This is a genomic window from Shumkonia mesophila (assembly GCF_026163695.1).
Lineage (GTDB): Bacteria > Pseudomonadota > Alphaproteobacteria > Rhodospirillales > Shumkoniaceae > Shumkonia > Shumkonia mesophila.
Genome location: NZ_JAOTID010000006.1, coordinates 215,677 through 235,177, shown reverse-complemented (window position 1 = coordinate 235,177; position 19,501 = coordinate 215,677). Strand labels below are relative to the sequence as shown.

General features: G+C 67.1%; 16 protein-coding genes. 8 read left to right on the top strand and 8 right to left on the bottom strand.

The window, feature by feature from the left end:
* The first annotated feature begins 91 nt into the window (after positions 1–91).
* Positions 92–1,024, top strand: a complete 933-nt coding sequence (gene nhaR, locus ODR01_RS12450) for a transcriptional activator NhaR (protein WP_316977988.1) — start codon at positions 92–94, stop codon at positions 1,022–1,024.
* A gap of 63 nt (positions 1,025–1,087) precedes the next feature.
* Here the strand turns inward: nhaR and ODR01_RS12445 are convergent, their stop codons facing one another.
* Entirely contained in the window at positions 1,088–2,263 is a 1,176-nt protein-coding gene (locus ODR01_RS12445; protein WP_316977987.1) for a DJ-1/PfpI family protein, read from the bottom strand.
* Positions 2,264–2,584: 321 nt separating this feature from the next.
* On the opposite strand from ODR01_RS12445, the gene ODR01_RS12440 reads away from it, so the two are divergent.
* Positions 2,585–3,124, top strand: a complete 540-nt coding sequence (locus tag ODR01_RS12440; protein WP_316977986.1) for an acyloxyacyl hydrolase — start codon at positions 2,585–2,587, stop codon at positions 3,122–3,124.
* Positions 3,125–3,132: 8 nt separating this feature from the next.
* Here ODR01_RS12440 and ODR01_RS12435 read toward each other — a convergent pair whose 3' ends face one another.
* Positions 3,133–4,002, bottom strand: coding sequence for an alpha/beta fold hydrolase (locus tag ODR01_RS12435; RefSeq protein WP_316977985.1), 870 nt, complete (start codon positions 4,000–4,002; stop codon positions 3,133–3,135).
* Positions 4,003–4,418: 416 nt separating this feature from the next.
* On the opposite strand from ODR01_RS12435, the gene ODR01_RS12430 reads away from it, so the two are divergent.
* The 4 genes from ODR01_RS12430 (at position 4,419) to ODR01_RS12415 (ending at position 10,211) form a co-directional block, all read left to right on the top strand.
* On the top strand, positions 4,419–5,735 hold the full coding sequence (locus tag ODR01_RS12430; protein ID WP_316977984.1) for an L-cysteine desulfidase family protein: 1,317 nt from the start codon (positions 4,419–4,421) through the stop codon (positions 5,733–5,735).
* 164 nt (positions 5,736–5,899) lie between these two features.
* Positions 5,900–6,907 carry a M14 family metallopeptidase gene (locus ODR01_RS12425; protein WP_316977983.1) on the top strand — a complete coding sequence of 336 codons (1,008 nt, stop codon included), beginning with the start codon at positions 5,900–5,902 and terminating at the stop codon, positions 6,905–6,907.
* Between the two features lie 123 nt (positions 6,908–7,030).
* On the top strand, positions 7,031–8,035 hold the full coding sequence (locus ODR01_RS12420; RefSeq protein ID WP_316977982.1) for a TRAP transporter substrate-binding protein: 1,005 nt from the start codon (positions 7,031–7,033) through the stop codon (positions 8,033–8,035).
* A gap of 268 nt (positions 8,036–8,303) precedes the next feature.
* Positions 8,304–10,211 (top strand): TRAP transporter large permease, encoded by a 1,908-nt coding sequence (locus tag ODR01_RS12415; RefSeq protein ID WP_316977981.1) that lies wholly within the window; start codon positions 8,304–8,306, stop codon positions 10,209–10,211.
* A 19-nt stretch (positions 10,212–10,230) separates the two neighbouring features.
* On the opposite strand, the gene ODR01_RS12410 is transcribed toward ODR01_RS12415, so the two are convergent.
* Positions 10,231–13,302 carry an efflux RND transporter permease subunit gene (locus ODR01_RS12410; protein ID WP_316977980.1) on the bottom strand — a complete coding sequence of 1,024 codons (3,072 nt, stop codon included), beginning with the start codon at positions 13,300–13,302 and terminating at the stop codon, positions 10,231–10,233.
* Position 13,303: 1 nt separating this feature from the next.
* Positions 13,304–14,401, bottom strand: a complete 1,098-nt coding sequence (locus ODR01_RS12405) for an efflux RND transporter periplasmic adaptor subunit (RefSeq protein WP_316977979.1) — start codon at positions 14,399–14,401, stop codon at positions 13,304–13,306.
* A 214-nt stretch (positions 14,402–14,615) separates the two neighbouring features.
* Here ODR01_RS12405 and ODR01_RS12400 point away from each other — a divergent pair, with 214 nt between their 5' ends.
* Both ODR01_RS12400 and ODR01_RS12395 read left to right on the top strand, forming a co-directional pair.
* Positions 14,616–15,593, top strand: a complete 978-nt coding sequence (locus tag ODR01_RS12400) for a YihY/virulence factor BrkB family protein (protein ID WP_316977978.1) — start codon at positions 14,616–14,618, stop codon at positions 15,591–15,593.
* Positions 15,594–15,668: 75 nt separating this feature from the next.
* The gene (locus ODR01_RS12395; protein ID WP_316977977.1) at positions 15,669–16,208 is read left to right on the top strand and encodes an OsmC family protein; all 540 of its coding nucleotides are present in this window, start codon (positions 15,669–15,671) and stop codon (positions 16,206–16,208) included.
* On the opposite strand, the gene ODR01_RS12390 is transcribed toward ODR01_RS12395, so the two are convergent.
* From ODR01_RS12390 to ODR01_RS12375, 4 genes are all read right to left on the bottom strand, one after another.
* Positions 16,165–16,968 carry a DUF5602 domain-containing protein gene (locus ODR01_RS12390; protein WP_316977976.1) on the bottom strand — a complete coding sequence of 268 codons (804 nt, stop codon included), beginning with the start codon at positions 16,966–16,968 and terminating at the stop codon, positions 16,165–16,167. The two genes, ODR01_RS12395 and ODR01_RS12390, sit on opposite strands and share 44 nt — an antisense overlap.
* 226 nt (positions 16,969–17,194) lie before the next feature.
* Complete coding sequence (locus tag ODR01_RS12385; protein ID WP_316977975.1) at positions 17,195–17,992, bottom strand: undecaprenyl-diphosphate phosphatase; 798 nt, start codon at positions 17,990–17,992, stop codon at positions 17,195–17,197.
* Between the two features lie 209 nt (positions 17,993–18,201).
* Complete coding sequence (locus ODR01_RS12380; RefSeq protein ID WP_316977974.1) at positions 18,202–18,921, bottom strand: LrgB family protein; 720 nt, start codon at positions 18,919–18,921, stop codon at positions 18,202–18,204.
* Positions 18,911–19,354: a CidA/LrgA family protein gene (locus ODR01_RS12375; protein WP_316977973.1), complete on the bottom strand. Its 444-nt coding sequence runs from the start codon at positions 19,352–19,354 to the stop codon at positions 18,911–18,913. Before ODR01_RS12375 ends, ODR01_RS12380 begins: the two co-directional genes overlap by 11 nt.
* Positions 19,355–19,501 lie beyond the last annotated feature (147 nt).

Below are 19,501 nucleotides of genomic sequence, written 5' to 3'. Positions count from 1 at the left end.
GTTGGGGGGATGCGGCGGGGATCACTCTGCGCTTGCCCGGAAACCGAAAAAAGCAGATTATTTGGCCGCATAAGTTCGAAAAAACCTGCGAATGGCGATGGCCGGCCGTTTGAACTACAAGCAGCTCAACTACTTCTGGCGCGTCGCCAAATCCGGCAGCGTGGCGCGGGCGGCCGAACACCTGCGCCTGGCGCCGCAGACGATCAGCGGCCAGATCGCCACCCTCGAGGAAGCCTTAGGCACCGAGCTTTTCCGCCGCAGCGGCCGGAGGCTGGAACTGACCTCGGCCGGGGAACTGGCGCTCACCTACGCCGAGGATATCTTCCAGATCGGCGGTGAGTTGGAGGAAGTGCTGCGCAACCGGCCGGGCAAGGGCGACGTGCTGTTCCGCGTCGGGGTGGCCGACGTCGTGCCCAAGTCGATCGCCTACCGCCTGCTGGCCCCGGCGCTGGCCCTTCCCGTGCGGGTGCGCGTGGTCTGCCGCGAAGACAAGCTGGAACGGCTGTTCGGCGAACTGGCCATCCACAAGCTCGACTTGGTCATCGCCGACCGGCCGCTTCCCGCCGGCCTGGGGGTCAAAGGCTACAACCACGCGCTGGGGCGCGCCTCCATCGCCTTTTTCGGCGCGCCCGCGCTGGCCGCGCGGTACCGCGAAGGCTTTCCGCAATCCCTGCACGGCGCGCCCCTGCTGATGCCCGGCGACGGCGCGGCGATGCGCGGCGCCATCGTGCGCTGGTTCAGCGAGCACCGGATCGTGCCCCGCGTGGTCGGCGAGTTCGACGACGCCGCCCTGATGGAGGCGTTCGGCAAGGCCGGCGCCGGCATCTTTCCGGCCCCGGCCATCCTGGCCGACGAGATCCGCGCCCAGTTCGACGCCGGCATCATCGGCCTCGCCGAGAACGTGGCGGCGAAGTACTGCGCCATCTCGATCGAGCGGAAGCTGACCCATCCGGCGGTGGTGGCGGTCAGCGAGGCGGCGCGCAAGCACCTGTTCGTCGAGGACGCCGTGCCCGCCCCGCGATAGGGCAGGACCTTCCGGCGCCGATCCGCGCCAACGATTCGAGAAGGGGAACGCTCCTCCGACCTGTCATTGGCCGTGGGCCGGTCCGGCACGGGCCTCGTTCCAGGGGTATTCCAGGGTCAGGGCGACGAAGGCGGCGGTCGGCCGGTCGTAGCGCGACGCGATGCGCGCGAGCTCGCGATCCAGCGTCCGTGAAACGGCCCCGGATGGCGGCGCCGGCAGCATGGCGTCCACCGCGGCCACGCCCGCGGACGTGTCGGGGTAGATGACGAGCCCGCGCCGGGTCTTCACCCCCTCATCGCCCGTGCCCGCCGTCGTCAGCCGGGTCATTTCCGTGCGGAAATAGGTGTCGACCGTCAGCCCCAGCGCGATTTCGTCGACATCGCGCTCGACGGGAAGGCCAAGGGTTTCGTGCCGCCAGAGGGACATCTTGTTGCGCAGAAACGTCTTTTTGTGTTCGCGCGTCAATTGGAACGCCCGCGTCGCGTGGCGCGCGTCCCAGGTGGCCACGCCCAGGGTCTTCGCCACTTTTTCCGCGGCCGCGCGGCCGCCGATCGCCTCGACCAGCGTGATCGCCACGGGGATCGACGCCGATACGCCCGTCGAGGTCAGAATGCCGCGATCCACCACATAACGCCGATCCGGCACCCATTGCAGGGTCGGGTGGGCCTCGCGAAGCCCTTGGACCTCGCTCCAGTGGGCGGTCGCCCGCCGGCCATCCAGCAATCCCGCGGCGGCGAGAGTCAGGGTGCCGTTGCAGATGGACACGATCTTGGCGCCCTTGGCGTGCTGGGCCTTGATCCAGTTCACGACCCGGGCGTCGTCGCGAGGCTGGACGGCGGGAACCACGACGTAGTCGGCGCCTTCCGGATAGCGCTCTTCGAAGGCCCGCAGGGTGGCCTGCGCTTCGACCCGAAGATTGAAGCTGGGGTAGAGCTTGACCGGGCCGGCCTCGGGCGCCACCACGGTCACATCCGCGACGTCGGCTTCGCCGAGGATGCCGTACGCCACCAGAAAGTCCGACACCTCGGTCGCGTCGTTGAGCGTGAGCAGGGCGATGGCGGGCCTGGCGCGCTTTGGCGGTTTCAGCGCGGCGAGCGTCTGGGCATGCTCGCCGGCCGGTATGGCGATGGGCGCCACGGAGGGCGCCGGCTCATCCCCCGCGGCGAGAAGGAAGGGGACGGCGCCGACAGCCACCAGCAATGCGCCGCCGAGACCCAGATACCAGACCCGCTTTCGCATGGTGGCCTCCTTGCTCCGCCCTCAGCGGCCCCCGCTCAGTTGCTCGGCCCAGCTCTTCGCGCCGCTCTTCCCGTCGAGGAAGGGCAGCACCGTGCGGGCCAGCGTGGCAACGACGATAGTGCGTTGCATTCGCATAAGGCGATGGCCTTTCCTGTTGTCAAGAGACCCGCGGGGGCTTCCCCTGAAGGAACTTCCTTCCACCGCTTCCCGCCTTTCCCGTCCCCGCCATCCGGCGGAACCCTTGCCCCGGTCCGGGCGTTACAGGGGACCAACCACCGGTCGAGGATCGAGGCCCATGATTGACGAGAAGGGGGATTGCCCATGCGCCGGGTGAAGGCGACGTCGATGATCGCGGTCCTGGCGGGGCTGCCGTACGCGGCGGCGGCGGAGGACGGGTTTCTTTCGGAAATCAAGCTGGGCGCCCTGGCCCACGACGTGCCGGTTCTGGCGTCGCGGGACGAGCGCGGAATCGACCTCAACGTCGAGGCGCTGTTCACGTCGCCCGCCTTCCTGGCCTCGCTCGGCGCGCCGAGGCCGCACGTCGGGGCCTCGATCAACCCGGGCGGCGACACCAGCCAGGCCTATGCCGGCCTGACCTGGGAGTGGCAGCCGTTCGAGGTGCCGCTGTGGGGCGCCTTCTCGCTGGGCGGCGCGGTGCACGACGGCGAGCGCAGGAATGTCCGCGAAGACCGCAAGGCGCTGGGCTCGCGCGTGCTGTTCCGCCTGGGGGCCGAGGTCGGCTACGACGTCAGCGAAAGCGTTCGCGTCTCGCTGCTGTGGGACCACATCTCCAACGCCGGCTTCGCCGAGGAGAACGAGGGGCTGAACAACATAGGCGTCCGGCTGGGGTATCGCTTCTGAGGCGGCGCCTAGGGGCAAACGCGCGACAGGAAAGCGCGGATGAGGACGGCGACCTCGGCCAGGTTGGTTTCCAGCAGCCAGTGGCCGCCGTCGAGCAGGTGAAGCTCGGCATCCGGCAGGTCGCGGAGGTAGGCGCGTGCGGCGTCGGCCGGCATATAGCCGTCCTGCGGCCCCCACGCGATCAGCGTCGGCGGCCGGTGTTCCCGGAGATAGGCCTGATAGCGCGCAAACCATGCGAGGTTGTCCTTGAGGCCGGCGATGACGTCGATCGCGATGTCGCGCCGCCGCGGCGTCATCAGCGACCAGTGCAGCTTCCACAGGTCGGGCGCGATGCGCTCGGCCAGCTCCGGACGGACATCGTTCAGGAACTCGTCGCGAAAGCCTTCCTCGCTCACCGCCTCGCCCAGCTTGGCCCGGCCTTCCGGCGTCGGGTTGCGGAAATAATCCGTCAGCGGCGCGTACTTGGGGCCAAGCCGGTCTTCGTAGATGTCGCCGTTCTGGACGATCAGGGCGGCGATGCGCCAGGGCTGAGCGATGGCCAGCCTGAGGCCGATCTGCGAGCCGAAATCGTGGAGATAGAGGGCGAAGCGCTCGATCCCCAACCGGTCCATGAACCGGCCGAGAAACGCGGCATAGCCGTCGAAGTCATAGGCGAAACCGTCCGGCGCGCCGCTGTAGCCGCATCCGGGAAAGTCCGGCGCCAGCAGCCGCCAGCGGTCGGCCAGGAGGGGCATGAGGTGGCGGAACTCATAGGATGAGCACGGATAGCCGTGGGGAAGCAGGACGGCCGGCCGGTCTTGCCCGCCGGCGTCGCGATAGAAGGCGGTGACGCCGTCCACCTCGATGAACCGATGCCTGACCGGGGCGGTGGGCTCCATGGCCGGGTCTCCTCGTCGTTGCACCGTGACATGCGGGCAACATCCTCGGGCGGCAATCGTTCCCTTCTTCCGCGATGAAGCGCCGGCTTGTTCGCCGTCCCCACTCGGCGGCGTGCGGGGCCGGTTCGGCGGCGGCCAGCGCGCGGGTGCGGCCGCGGTTTCGGACATGGATAAGGAAACTATTTTTCTATATGCGTCATTGATAGTTATTTCGTGCTAGTCATCTATGAATTTTGGCAAATTTATTCTTTATATCAGCAAATATAGGCATTTATTTGCAATCCATTTCCACGCCGCTGCTGCTATCTTGCGGGCAATGAACAAGTTTCGCGGGAGAGCGGACGTGACACCTCTGACCATCGCCGGACATCCATCATCGGCCATTGCGGCGCCCGGAACCGCGACGGAGAGCCTTCATGCCTGACGGGCAGCCGACCGTTGGCGGTTTCCTGGCCGATCTCCTGCAAAGCGAGATCGGGCCGGCCATGGGGTGCACGGAGATCGGCGCCGCGGCCCTGGCGGCGGCCAAGGCCGCCGAGGTCCTGGGCGCGGTTCCCGAGGCCCTGCGCCTCACCGTCAGCCCGAACGTCTACAAGAACGGCGTCACCGTCGGCATCCCCGGCACCCGTCTCAAGGGCTTGGCCCATGCGGGCGCGCTGGGCGCCCTGATCCGGCGAAGCGAGCTCGGCCTCAACGTCCTGGACGGCGTCACCGACGCCGTGGCGGCGGAGGCCGAAGCCCTGGTGCGCGACGGCAGGGTGTCGGCGGATTACGATCCCGACGCGCCCGATCCCGTCTTCCTCAGGGCCGTGGCCGTCACCCGCGGCCACAGCGCCAGCGTGACGATCCGCCAGCGCCATTCCCGGATCGTCGAAATCCGCCGCGACGGCGTGCCGATGGCTGCCGACGCGGCGCCGGCGGGATGCGGTGACGACGAGGCTTCGCTGGCGCGGCTGGCCACCATCCCGGTCCGCGATCTCATCCGCGACGTCCTGGCCATGGATGCCTCCTCCTTAGGATTCCTGGTGGAGGCCGCCCGCACCAACCGCGACGCCGCGCTCACGGATTTCAAGGACGGCCTGTCGACCTTGGGGCCGGCGCTGCGGCGCTTCTCCGGGGACCTGGCGAATCACAGCGCCACCATCGGCAAGGTCCAGACGATGACGGCGGCGGCGTCCGAGGCGCGGATGCGCGGCCTGCCGGTGCCGGTCTATGCGCTGTCGGGCAGCGGCAACCACGGCATCACCGGCCTGCTCAGCGTTTACGTGGTGGCCGAGGAATTGGGTGCCGACGAGGAGCACCTGTGCCGGGCCCTGGCGCTGGCCGCGCTGCTGGCCGTCTACGTCAAGGCGCAGACCGGCCGCCTGACCTCCTATTGCGGCTGCGCCATCGCGCCGGCGACCGGGGTCGCCGCCGCCACCGTCTATCTCATGAACGGTTCCGTCGAGGCCATGGTCCACGCCATGCAGTCGGTGATCGGCACCTTCTCCGGCATGCTGTGCGACGGCGCCAAGCTGTCCTGCGCCTACAAGGTCAGCACGGTGGCCGCCGCGGCGGTGCAGTTCGCCCATCTCGCGCTCAGCGACGCCTTCGTGCCCGCCGGGGACGGCATCGTCGGGATGGAGATCGAGGACACCATCCGCAACTTAGGCGTCCTCAACGACCCGGGGATGAAGGAGACCGACCGCGTCGTCCTCAGCCTGCTGAGGAGGCCCGGCACGCCCCGGCCCTAGCCCCAGCCGGGACATTCCATGGCGGGCGGCGGGCCAGTCTGGTAAATGACGGAGACGAACATCGTCGCGCGACGGAAAACGGATGCCGAGGTGATCGGAACAAGCGCAGGACCGGCCGCCGCGGCGACATGTAAAAAACATAAAAACGGTCGAGGAAACAGCTCATGAACAGGACAATCGAAATCGGCAGCGCAAAAGCTGCCCCCGGCTCCGTCGGCAAGGGATACCTGAAGCTCGGGTCCATGGCCCTGATCCCCGAGGTGACAACCCCGGTGTTGATCATCAATGGGCGCCAGGACGGGCCGGTGCTGTGGCTTAACGGCGCCGTTCACGGCCAGGAGATCAACGCCTTCGCCGCCATGCGCAACATCTCCCGCGCCCTGTCGCCGGACGACCTGGCCGGCGCGATCGTCATGGTGCCGTTCTGCAACCCGCTGGCCACCCAGCTCCGGCGCCGGGGCAATCCGTTCGACGGTCTGGATCTCGACCAGCAGTTCCCCGGCCGGCCGGACGGTTCCTACTCGGAACGCACCGCCGACATCCTGCTGAACCTTATCAAGGCAAATGCCGACTATATGATCAGCTTCCACGCGGTGTTCCATGGCGGCCGGCCGCCGAACTACACGGTCTACAAGACCCTGCCGGAATTCAGCGGCGAGTTCCGCAAAAAGCTGGAAGGCTTCGTGCTGGCGTTCGGCGCCCACGCCAATTGCCATGTCGATCTTGGCGCCATGTCGGGCGAGCTGCCCGGCGGGTTCGCCAATTCCATCTGCGCCGCCTCGTCGCGGGCGGGCATTCCGGGTTTCATGGCCGAGATCGGCGGCGATTCGGTGTTCATGGACGACGCCATCGACGGCGCCGAGAAGGGAACCTACAACATCCTGCGGCACCTGGGGATGATCGAGGGGGCGCCGGCGCGACCCGGCAGGCAGATCGTCATCACGAAGCGGCGCTTTTTCTTCGCCGATCACGCCGGCTTCCTGCGCTCGAAGCTGCAGGGCGGCGAGATGTTGAAGAAAGGACAGGAGGTTTGCCGCATCGTCGACCTGTTCGACGATCTCGACGTCATCCATTCCCCGGAAGACGCCTACGTGATCCTTATCCGCCAGGAGCCGGTGCTGCATTTCGGCGACCCGTTCGCCTTGCTGGGCCTGGAATGGCACGACGCCTGACCTTCGCGGGGGCAATGGTCCGGGAATTGCAGTTGAGGCGGCATTCCCCGCGGATTTGATTTCCACCTGACGTGACGCGCGTAAAAAAAACAGTGGTCAATAATGAATGGGAGAAAACTAGCCATGAAGCGATTGTTGATCGGCCTGCTTGGCGCCGCAGCCCTCGGTCTGGTTCCGATGGCCGAAGCCCAGGCCCAAACCCAAGCCCCGCAGGTCCTGCGGCTCAGCTCGTCGTTCGCCCCGCAGGGCTATATCGCCGACGCCATGAACTTCTTCGCGGCGGAGGTCCACAAGCGCAGCCAGGGACGGCTCAAGATCGAGATCTACTTCAACAGCTCCCTGGGATTCAAAAACACCGTGACGCTCAGCTCCATGAAGAAGGGGCTGGTCGACCTGAGCGAATGGATGGGCGGCAATGTCGACGGCGAGCTGCCCATGGCCGGCGTCCTCAACCTGCCGTTCCTGCATCCCGATTACGACAAGGGGATCAAATGGCAGATCGAGCGGCTGACGCCGGAACTCAACAAGGAAACCAACAAGCGGTGGGACGTGACGATCCTGGCCGCCGTCGGGTTGCCGGCCCCCACCGAGTTCTTCAGCAACAAGCCGTTCAAGACTCTCAAGGATCTGCAGGACGTCAAGATCCGCAGTTGGGGCGGCATGCTGGGTGACTCGCTCTATTACATCGGGGCCAAGCCCTACACCATCACGACCTCGGAACTGTACACCGCGCTCCAGCGCGGCATGGTCAACGCCTCGATCACCAGCGTGATCAGCGCCACCGAAACGCGGTTCTGGGAAGTGCTGAAGTACGTGAACCACATCACCATGAGCACCAACCAGAACACGCTGGGCATCCGCAACGAGGTTCTGAAGAAGCTTTCCCCCGATCTTCAGGCGGCGGTGATCGACTCGGGCAAGGCGCTGACGCAATGGGGCCTCGACAACTACAAGCCCAACGCCGCCAAGCTGCTCAAGGTGCTGACCGACAACGGCATGCAGGAAGTCTGGCCGGAGCCCGGCGAAGTCGAGAAGATGCGCGACAAGTGCAAGCCGCTCTATGACAAGTTCATCGCGGAGCTGTCGCCGGAATCCCTTCCCTTGCTGAAGGACCTGGGCATCTACTAGAGCCGTATTGGCGTACGGGGCGGACGATGGAACCGCCGCTCCGTACGCCACCCTCCTTCGGGCCGCTGTGCAATCAGAGGGAAGCACTTTCTTCGTCACTCCCGCGTTCGCGAAGCGGGCCGGAACGGCCAACGCGGGAGTCCAGGATTGCCGGTTGGTCTGGATTCCCGCTTGCGCGGGAATGACGAGGAGGAGGATGGTGATTCATTTGATGGCATACCGTTTTAGCCTGCCATCCTCATTCGCGTACGGGGCAAGACGTCGATCCATGAGCAAGCTTATCTCCAAGATCTCCACCTATGCCGCCCATGTCGCCATCGGCGCCAATAGCCTGATCCTCGTTTTCGTCCTTACCGAAATCGTCGCCAGGGCCGCTTTCGGGACCTCGCTTCTGATTACCGTCGAAATGACGTCGTGGCTGTTGCTGGCGTCGTCCTTCCTGGGCACGGCGTGGACCTTGAAGGAAAACGGGCACGTCAAGATCGATATTCTCACCGAATGTGCTCCCGCGCGGGTGAAGGCCGCAGTCGCGCTGCTGGTCCATGTCGCGGCGACGGTCCTCTTCGTGCTCTTCGCCTACTACGTCTGGCAGGACCTGGTGGAGAAGTACGTCACCAAGGCGACGGGGGAAACGATCTTCAGGTTCCCCCTGTGGTGGGCCTATTGCCCCTTCTTCGCCGGCGCGGTGACCTTTGCGCTTCAGTTCGTCGCCCTGACGCTGGATCGGGCCCGGGAAGCGGCGGCCGTCTTTGCCGGCGATCGGCCGGCGGAAGAGGGAAGCGCCGTCCTCGGATGGACGCTGGCGGCGCTTGGCCTGCTTTTCGCGGGCATCGTGCTGGCCGCCCTGTTCGTTCCCTCCTTCGCCACCGCGTCCCCGGTGATTCTTCTGCTGGCAGTCCTCGGCATTCTTTTCGCGCTCATCCTGAGCGGCATGTGGATTTTCATGGCCCTCGGCCTGACCGGCTGCCTGGCGCTGTCGCTCTTCACCACCTATCCCGCCACGGCGTTGGTGACCCAGACGGTCTTTTTCGCGTCGTCCGATTTCGTTCTGGTCTGCCTGCCGCTGTTCGTGTTCATGGGCGAGCTGCTGTTCTGCTCGGGAGCCAGCAACAAGCTCTATGAAGCCGTCGCCCCGTGGGTCGAAAAGGTCCCCGGGGGCCTGCTGCACTCCAACATCCTGTCCTGCACGCTGTTCGCCGCCGTATCGGGCTCAAGCGCGGTGACGACCGCGACCATCGGTTCCGTCGCCGTGCCCGCCCTGAAAAGGATGGGGTACGACGAAGGCCTCACGCTCGGCTCGCTCGCCGGCGCCGGCACGCTGGGGCTGCTTATCCCGCCCAGCATCGTCCTGATCATCTACGGGGCCATCACGACTGAGTCGATCGGCCAGTTGTTCGTCGCCGGGCTGATCCCGGGGCTGCTGCTGTCGTTCATGTTCATGGGATATATCGCCCTGCGCGCGGTGCGCGACCCGTCCGTGGCCCCCCGGCCGGACCGCATGCACACCTGGGCCGAGCGTTTCAGGCTGTCGGTCGGCATGCTGCCCGTCGTTTCTGTCATCGGCCTGGTGTTCGGCCTGATCTACGGCGGCGTGGCGACGCCGACCGAGGCCAGCGCCGTCGGCGCCGCCGCGGCGATCGCCATCACGGTCATCAACGGCCGGATGACCTTCGAGAATTTCATGAACGCATCCTACGCGACGATCCGCACGACCAGCATGATCATTTTGGTCATGGCCTTTGCCGGCGTGCTGTCGACTTCCATCGCCTACCTCAGGATTCCCCAGGAACTCGCCGAAATCCTGGCGGCGGCGAACCTGTCCAAATACCTGGTTCTCGCCATCCTGTGCCTGATCTACCTGGTCCTGGGCTTCCTGTTCGACGGCGCGTCGATGATGGTTCTGACGCTCCCCATCGTCTATCCGCTGATCATCAAGATGGGCTTCGACGGCATCTGGTTCGGCATCATCCTGACGATCCTGATCGAGATCGCCCAGATCACGCCGCCGGTCGGCTTCAATCTTTATGTCCTGCAATCGATATCCGGCCAGAAAATTTCCCTGATCGTCCGCAGCGCCATGCCGTTTTTCTTCGTCATGTGCGCGGCGCTGCTGATCCTGATCGTCTTCCCGGACCTGGTGACGATGCTGCCCAGGGGCATGACGGCGCTTCCCTGATCGCGGACTGGAGGCCGCCTCACTCGGCGGCGTGCGGGGCCGGTTCGGCGGCGGCCAGCGCGCGGGCGTGGGCGCGGTCGCGGGCCATCAGGGTATAGGCGGTCGGCACCACGAAGAGGGTCAGCACGGTGCCCAGCGACATGCCCCCGACGATCACCCAGCCGATCTCCTGGCGGCTTTGGGCGCCGGCGCCGGCCGCGAAGGCCAGCGGGATGGCGCCCGAGATCATGGCGCCCGCCGTCATCAGGATGGGGCGCAGGCGCAGCGCGGCGGCCTCGACCACCGCTTCCCCGATCGGCCGGCCCTCGTCCTGCAGGCGGTTGGCGAACTGCACGATCAGGATGCCGTGCTTGCTGATCAGTCCGATCAGGGTGATCAGCCCGATCTGGCTGTAGATGTTGAGCGTGCCCCCGGAAAGGTTGAGCGCCAGCATGGCCCCGGTCATCGACAGCGGAATGGTGAAGAGGATGATCAGCGGGTCGACGAAGCTTTCGAAATTGGCGGCCAGCACCAGGAAGATGAAGGCCAGCGCCAGCACGAAGATGAAGTAGAGGCTGGCCCCCGAGTCCTTGAATTCGCGCGACGCCCCCGCATAGTCGTAGCGGGCGGCCTCCGGCAGGACCCGTTCGGCGGTCGCCTCGAGGAAGTCCAGCGCCTCGCCCACCGCGTATCCCGGCGCCAGGTTGGCGCTGATGGTGGCCGAGCGGAACTGGTTGAAGCGGTTCAGCTCCTTGGGCGCCACCGTTTCGGTCGCGCGCACGATGTTGGACAGCTGGACCATGGTGCCGGCACGGCCGCGCACGTAGATGTCGTCGAGGTCGCCCGGCGTGCGCCGGTCGTCCGGCGCCACCTGGACGATGACCTCGTACTGCTCGCCGGCGCGGTTGAAGCGCGTCACCTTGCGCCCGGCCAGCAGGGTTTCCAGCGTCTGGCCGACGGTGCGCACGCCGACGCCCAGGTCGGCGACCCGGTCGCGGTCGATGTCCACCGTGATCTGCGGCTTGTTCAGCACCAGGTCGCTTTCGATGTTGATCAGCCCCGGATAGGCGTTGGCCTCCTTGAGCACCAGGTTCACGTACTCTTCGAGCTTGGCGTACTCGTCGGCGGTCTGGATGACGAATTCGACCGGCCGGGCGCGCGGGCTCTGGCCGAAGGAGCCGGGATTGTTGACCGAGGCGCGCACGCCGGCGATGCGCAACAGCTTGGGCTGCAATTCGGCGGCGATCTCCATCTGCGTGCGGTCGCGCTCGTTCCATGGCTTGAGGCTGGAGAAGGACAACAGCTCGGTCACCTCGTTGCCGCCGGTGATGACGAAATAGGCCCTGACCTCGGGGATGTCGCTGAGCAGCGCCTGCAGCTCCTTGCCGTAGCGGTCGGTGAAGTCGATGGTCGATCCCTCGGGCGCCAGGCCGCGGGTGAACAGCACGCCGCGGTCCTCGATCGGCGCCAGCTCGGATTTCAGGTTGGCGAACAGCCAATACCCCGCGCCCCCCGTAACCACCACCAGCAGCAGGATCAGCGGCCGCACGCGAAGGCTGGCCACCAGCGCCCCGCGATAGCCGCGGCTGAGCGCATCCAGCCCCCGTTCCAGCAGGTTGTAGAACCAGCCGTGCCGCTCGTGGGCGCGCAGCATCTTCGAGCACATCATCGGGCTCAGCGTCAGCGCCACCGCGCCCGAGACCAGCACGGCGCCGGCCAGCGTGAGGGCGAACTCGGTGAACAGCTTGCCGGTGCGTCCGGGCGAGAAGACGACCGGGGCATAGACGGCAGCCAGCGTCAGCGTCATCGCCACCACCGCGCTCGAAAGCTCGCCGATGCCGACGATGGCGGCCCGCATCGGGGGCACGCCGTCCTCAATGTGGCGGTGGATGTTTTCCAGCACGACGATGGCGTCGTCGACCACCAGTCCGATGGCCAGCACCATGGCCAGGAGCGTCAGCGTGTTGACCGAGAAGCCCAGGAAGTACATCAGCGCGCACGAGCCGATGAGCGACACCGGGATGGTCACCAGCGGGATGAGGGTGGCGCGCACGGTGCGCAGGAACAGGAAGATGACGATGACGACCAGCACCACCGCTTCGGCGATGGTCGTATAGACTTCCTTGATCGATTCCTCGATGAAGATCGAGCGGTCGTAGCTGACCTGGACGTACATGCCTTCCGGCACGTCCTTGACCAGTTGCGGCAGCACGTCCCTCAGGGCCAGCGAGACGTCGAGCGGGTTGGCGGTGGCCTGCTTGACGATGCCCAGGATGATGGCGGTCTGGCCCTTGAAGGTGCTGGTGCGCCGCTCGTCCTCCGGCCCCAGCTCGACCCGGGCGAGGTCGCCGATCTGCACCGAGAAGCCGTTGACGTCCTTGACCACGATGCGGCGGAACTGCTCGGGCGTGGTCAGCCCGGTGCGCGACAGCACGGTGAATTCGCGGTCCACGCTCTCGATGCGCCCGGAAGGTACCTCGACGTTCTGGTCGCGCAGCGCGCTCTCGACGTCCTGCACCGTGAGCTCGTAGGCGGCCAGCCGAATGCGGTCGATCCAGATGCGCATGGCGTAGCGCCGCTCGCCGAAAATGCGCACCTCCGAAACGCCCGGCAGGTTCTGAAGGCGGTCGCGCATGTAGCGGTCGGCATAGTCGGAAATCTCGACCGGCTTATGGCGGTCGCTGGTCAGCGCGATGTTGATGATGGCCTGGGCGTCGGCCTCGACCTTGGCGATGACCGGCTCGTCGACCTCGTCGGGCAGCCGGCCGCGCACCCGCCCGACGCGGTCGCGCACGTCGCTGGCGGCGACGTCGGGGTCGATGCCCAGCCGGAAGCGCACGGTGATGCGGCTTTCCTCGGCGCGGCTGATCGACGTGATGGTCTCGATGCCCTCGATACCGGCGATCGAGGCTTCGAGAACCTGCGTCACCTGGGATTCGATGATCTCGGCGCTGGCGCCGTCGTAATCGGTGCGCACGGTGACCACCGGCTCGTCGATGTTGGGGTATTCGCGCACGGTCAGCTTGGCGTAGGAAACCAGGCCGCACAGCACGATGAGCAGGCTCATCACCGTCGAGAAGACCGGCCGGCGGATGAAGAAGTCGAACTTCATCTCAGACGTCCGGTTTTCTCGCCGCCACGATCTCGACCAGGGCGCCGGCGCCCAGCCGCTGGTGGCCGGCGGTCACCACGGTATCCTCGCCGCTGAGCCCGTTGCGCACCTCGACGACGCCCGGGCGCCGCTGGCCGAGGGTCACTTCGGCGCGCTCGGCGCGGTTGTCGACGATGCGATAGACGAAGGTCTTGCCGGCCTCGGCAAAGACGGCCGATTCCGGCACCAGCACGGCGCCGGGGCGCCGCTCGACGATGATCTGGAGGCGCACGAACAGGCCGGGCGACAGGCGCCGGTCCGGGTTCGGCACCCGCGCCCGCAGGCGGATGGCCCGCCCGTTGACGTCGACCGTGGGGTCGATGGCGTAAATCGTGCCCTCGAACGCCGCTCCCGGCAGGGCGTCGGCGGCAATCACGATGGTCTGGCCGGGGCGCAGGCTGGCGACGCGCAACTCGGGCACCCGGAAATCGACCTTCAGCGGATCGACGTCGGCGATCTCGACGATCGGGGTCCCCGGCGTCAGGTAGGCGCCGACGCTGACCGAACGCAGCCCCATGACGCCCGACAGCGGCGCCGTGATGGTCGCCTTTTCGAGGCGGGCCTCGGCCAGCGCCAGGTCGGCCTGGGCGGCCTGGAACGCCGCCACCGCCTCGTCGCGGGCGCGCAGCGTGCCGGTGCCCTGCTGGGCCAGCGTCGAGGCACGGTCGTTATTGGCCTTGGCCAGCGCGACGTCGGAGCGGGCCTTGTCGAGCTCGGCGCGCAGGATCACCGGGTCGATCTCGACCAGCACGTCGCCGGCCTTGACCCGGTCGCCCTCGTTGAAGCGGATGCGCGACAGCCGGCCGGCGATTTCGGGCGCGATCACCACCGATTCGTTGGGGCGCAGCGTGCCCACCGCGCGAATATCCTCGACGACGGTCGAAACGGCAACCCGCTCAACCTCGACGACGATGGGCCGCTCCACCCGTGGCGTGGTGGCGGCGTTGGCCGACTGGCCGCTGCGGCCGGAGGGCAGGAAGTCGGGAAAATATTGCTGCGCACCGACCCCGATCACCACGGTGGCCGTCGCCAGGATCAACCAGAAAGTACGGCGCCTCATCGTATTCTTGTCCCCTCCCCGCGGGGTTTGGACGGCTGGGCAGGGCCATCGCACGGCCGCGACAGGCCGGGTCCGTTTCAAGCCGCATCGTACAATATAGCGATGCGGCAGGAAAACAACGACTCCCCCGATGCCTTGGAACCAAGCGTCCCTTCCCAGGTTCTCCGCGGGCGGGCTGGGGCCGACCCGAAGGCGGCGGCCATGGAGGGGCGGGATGGCGAATCAGCAGGGGCAGGACGAGGGGCGGGAGCGGGGCCGCGGGCGCGAAAGCGAGCGGCCGGACGCCATCCCCACGCCGGGCTGGCGCGACATCGGGCTTCGCGCCTGGGAGCAGATCGGCCGTGACAATGTCGGGCTGGTTGCCGCCGGAGTCGCCTTCTATGGCTTGCTTGGCGTTTTTCCCGCCATCGCCGCGCTGGTGTCCGTTTACGGCCTCCTCTCCGATCCCGTCGAGGTGCGGCGGCAATTCGAGGCGGCCGCGGCCGTCATGCCGGCCGAGGTCCAGGCGATCCTGGGCGAGCAGATGGGCAAGGTCGCCGGCAGCGGCACCGGGGCCTTGAGCGTGGCCGCCGCCGGCAGTCTGGTGCTGGCCCTGTGGAGTGCGTCCAAGGGCGCCAAGGCCTTCATGACCGCCATGAACATTGCCTATGGCGAGGAGGAGCGCCGGGGCATCCTCAAGGTCAACCTGGTCGCGCTCGCGCTCACCGCCTTCGTGGTGCTGCTGGGGGTCGTTGCCGTGATGGCCGTCGTCGTCATGCCGGTGGCGCTGGGCCTGCTCGATCTTGGCGGCGCCACCCGCTGGCTGGTGCCGCTCTCGACCTGGGCGGTGATCGTGCTGGTCTTCGTCGTCACGCTGGCCATGCTCTATCGTTTCGCGCCGTCGCGTCAGAACGCCAAGTGGCGGTGGGTGACGCCCGGCAGCCTTGCCGCCGTGGCGCTGTGGCTGGCGGCCTCGGTCGCCTTTTCGCTCTATGTGCGCAACTTCGGCAGCTACAACGAAACCTATGGGTCGCTGGGCGCCGTGGTCGGCATGATGATGTGGTTCTGGCTCAGCGCCTTCATCGTCATCATGGGGGCCGAACTCAACGCCGAGACCGAGCGCCAAACCCGGCGCGACACCACGACGGGAAAGCCGAAGCCAATGGGCCAGCGGGGCGCCTACGCCGCCGACACCGTGGGCGAGAAGCCGTAAGGACGACTTGCCGCGGCGCCCGCGGCTGCCGATATGGCGGGCAGGCTCAGGACCGGGAAAAGGGAGACCGCCATCATGAACGCCGACGATCTGCGCGCGCTGCAGGCGCCGCTCAAGGACGCCTACAGGGCCGATCCGGCCAAGGCGGTGATCACGCTCAGGGCCAAAGGCGCGCTGGACGGCGAGGGCATCGCCTGCAAGGTGGATACCGGCCGTGCCATGGTCGAGGCCGGACTGCATCCCGCCACCGGGGGCAGCGGGGCCGAGGCCTGTTCCGGCGACATGCTGCTGGAGGCGCTCGTCGCCTGCGCCGGCGTCACGCTGAAGGCGGTGGCGACCGCGCTCGCCTTCGATCTCAAGGGCGGAACGGTAATGGCCGAAGGCGACCTCGACTTCGCCGGCACGCTGGGGGTTTCCAAGCAGTCGCCGGTCGGCTTCAAGGCCATCCGGCTGACGTTTTCGCTCGACACCGCCGAGCCGCCGGATCGCGTCGCCACGCTGACCAAACTGACCGAGCGCTACTGCGTGGTCTTCCAGACGCTGGCCGCCCCGCCGCCGCTGACGCTCGACATCACCGCGCCGCCATCGGCGCCCCTTCCATCCGCCAGGGCTTGAGGCCGGTCATCGCCACGACGTAGCTCTTGGTCCCGGCGTCGTAGGCCACGCGATAGCCCCGCGGATACCAGCCGGGGTGGCTGTAGGCCTTGGGCGCCGGCACCGCCAACGTTACATCCGGCTTGGTTTCGAGAAAGGCCTTCGCCACCATCGGTTCGACGAAGACGGCCTCGCCCTTGTGATAGCCATAGATGAAGGTGGCGGTGAACGGCTTGCCCTTGAACTCCGGCCCCGCCGGATTGACGGCATGGATGCCCATCTTCTCGACGGCGGTATCCGGGGGCGCCACGTAGCCGGGCGGCAGCAGGTCGGCGGCCGGCGCCTTGGCCGCCTCGGCGGCGGCCTCGCCCTTGAAGGTGATGGCGTCGCGGGTGGAGCGGTCGATCATGTAGAAGTGGACGTCGAAATGGGGGGGCGTGTAGATGCCGGCCGGCGCGTGGCCGGTGGGGTTCCAATCCAGCGTCGCGTGGTCGTATCCGGTCTTCGGTCCCTTCGCCGGCATCGGCAGTTCGCTGATGAAGGAGTCATGGCCGCCGCTGTGTCCCGCGGGCAGCCCTTCCAGCGCCTTTTCCGAGATGACGACGGCGACCGAGGCCGGCTGGCCTTCCTTGCCCTCGACGACCATGGTGCGGGCCGTCCCTTGGCCGACCTTGACCGCCGGTCCCATGTGGATGGCCGCCGTCCCGGCGGCGTCCGCCGCGCCGGCGGCAAGACATAGTCCGATGGCGGCCGCGAGGCGGCCGGTTCCTGTCAGTGTCATGATCGAAGCGCTCCCATTATTGGGCCGGCCGGGGGCCGGCGAATGGAGCGCACATGGGAATCCCCCTTTTAGGGATCAAGGCGCGAAAAAGGGGTAGGAAGGGGCACCGTCTTCTCCTCCCTTCGTCATGCCCGGACTTGATCCGGGCATCCACGACTTCGGCGGTGCGGGAACGAAAGACGTGGATGGCCGCAACAAGTGCGGCCATGACGATTTTAAAGCGTATTCAGCGCATCAGCAGCAGGGCGATCATCAGGCCGCCGAAGACGATGCGGTACCACGCGAACGGCGCGAAGCCGTGGCGGCCGACGAAGGCGACGAAGGCTTTGACCACGATCAGCGCGGCGAAGAAGGCGGCGACGAATCCCACCGCGATCACGGCACCGCCGTCAAACGACGTCGTCTCCCAGTTCTTGTAGAGCGAATAGACGGTGGCGCCCAGCATGGTGGGAATGGCCAGGAAGAACGAGAACTCGGCGGCGGCCCGGCGCTCGACGCCCAGCACCAGGGCGCCCATGATGGTGGCCCCGGCGCGCGAAACGCCCGGGATCATCGAAACCAGCTGGCAGAGCCCGATGGCCAGCGCCAGGCGGGGCGTGAAGTCCTCGACCTCGGAAACCCTAACCCGCTTGGCCATGCGCTCGATGACGAGGATGGCGACGCCGCCGACGACCAGGGCGACGGCCGCCACCATCGGGGCGCCCAGCATCTGCTGGAAATACTTGTAGAGCAGGGCCCCGGCCACCATCGAGGGCAGGAAAGCCAGGATCACGTTGCGCACGAAGGCGCGGGCCCGGGGGTCGGTCGGGATGCCGACGGTGGCGCCCCACAGCCGGCGCCAGTAGACCAGGCAGACCGCCAGGATGGCGCCCAGCTGGATGACGATCTCGAAGGTCTTGCCGGGGGGGCCTTCGAATCCCAGCATGTCGCCCACCAGCATCAGGTGCGCGGTCGAGGAAACGGGGAGGAATTCGGTCAGGCCCTCGACGACGCCGAGGAGAAGGGCTTCGAGAAAAGTCTGCATGGGGCTCCTGGGACAAGGGGTCGCGCCCGGATGATGCCGGCCCGGCGCCGCCGGCGCAACCCCCGGGGTGATCTCCTTGCCCTCTTTAAGGTCGTCATGGCCGTGCTTGTCACGGCCATCCACGACTCCGGGCCGACGGGAAGAAGAAAGACGTGGATCCCCGGAACAAGTCCGGGGATGACGACTTTTTCACATTTTCTTCCGCCCGGCTATCCCGCCAGCACGATCCACAGCAGCACGATCAGGCTGGTCAGGGCGCCGTTGAGCCCCATGGCGATGCCGGCAAAGGTGCCGGCCAATTCGCTGACCTGAAAGGCCCGGGCGGTGCCGATGCCGTGCGAGGCGACGCCGGCGGCGAAACCGCGCGCCGCGAAGTCGGTGATGCCGAGCCCGTTCATCAGGGGCGTCACCACCACGGCGCCGATGATGCCGGTGAGGATCACCAGCACGGCGGCGAGCGACGCGATGCCGCCCAGGTTGCGGGCCAGTTCCATGGCGATCGGTGCCGTCGCCGATTTCGGGGCCAACGAGGCCAGCACCGCGGGCGGCGCCCCCAAGGCCCAGGCGATGGCGACCGCGCTCACCGCCGCTGTCACCGAACCGGCGAGCAGCGCCGCGGCCATCGGCAGCAGCGATTTCTTGACGGTGCCGATGTTGCGATAGAGCGGCACGGCCAAGGCCACCGTGGCCGGGCCGAGCAGGAAGTGGACGAACTGGGCGCCGTCGAAATAGGCGCCATAGGGGGTTTTGGTGACGACCAGGAGTCCGACCAGCAGGGTGGCGGCGATGATCACCGGGTTGGCCAGCGGGTTGCGCCGGAAGTGCACCGACACCCGCTCGGCGCCGACATAGGCGATCAGCGTCACGGTCAGCCACAGCAGCGGCGATTCGGAAAGATAGACCCAGATTTCGGTGACCTCAGGCCGCATTTTCGCCTCCCGTGCCGGTACGCCTTGCCACCCACACGAAGACGATGACGGTGACGATCAGGGTGGCGACCGTGGAAAGGATCAGCGCGACGATGAGGGCCAGGCCGAAATCGGCGATGACGTTGCCATACTGCACGATGCCCACCGCCGCCGGCACGAACAGCAGCGAGAGGTTACGGAGGATGCCGTTGGAAGCGGCGCCGACAGCGGGATCGATGCGGGCGCGGATGACCAGCCAGCAAAACAGGATGGCCATGCCGGCGACCGGGCCGGGAAAGGCGAAATGCGGCAGCGCGACGCCCAGCGAGCGGACCAGCGTTTCGCCGGCCAGCTGGCAGACCAGGAACAGCGTCACCGCCGCCATGAAGCCCTGCGGGGTGACGGCGGGTTCGGTCTCTGCTCTCGGACGGCCCGCGCCGTCGATGGTTTGCATGGCGTTTTCCTTCCCTTGCTGCCGGCGGCAGACAGCCTATCCGCAAGCGGCCCGGCGCGGAAGCGGGCAAAGGCAGTTTCGCCGCTTGCCAAAAGCATTGGCGCGCGGCAATGGTTGGCGGCGATTTTTGTGCGTGCCCCTGGCGCC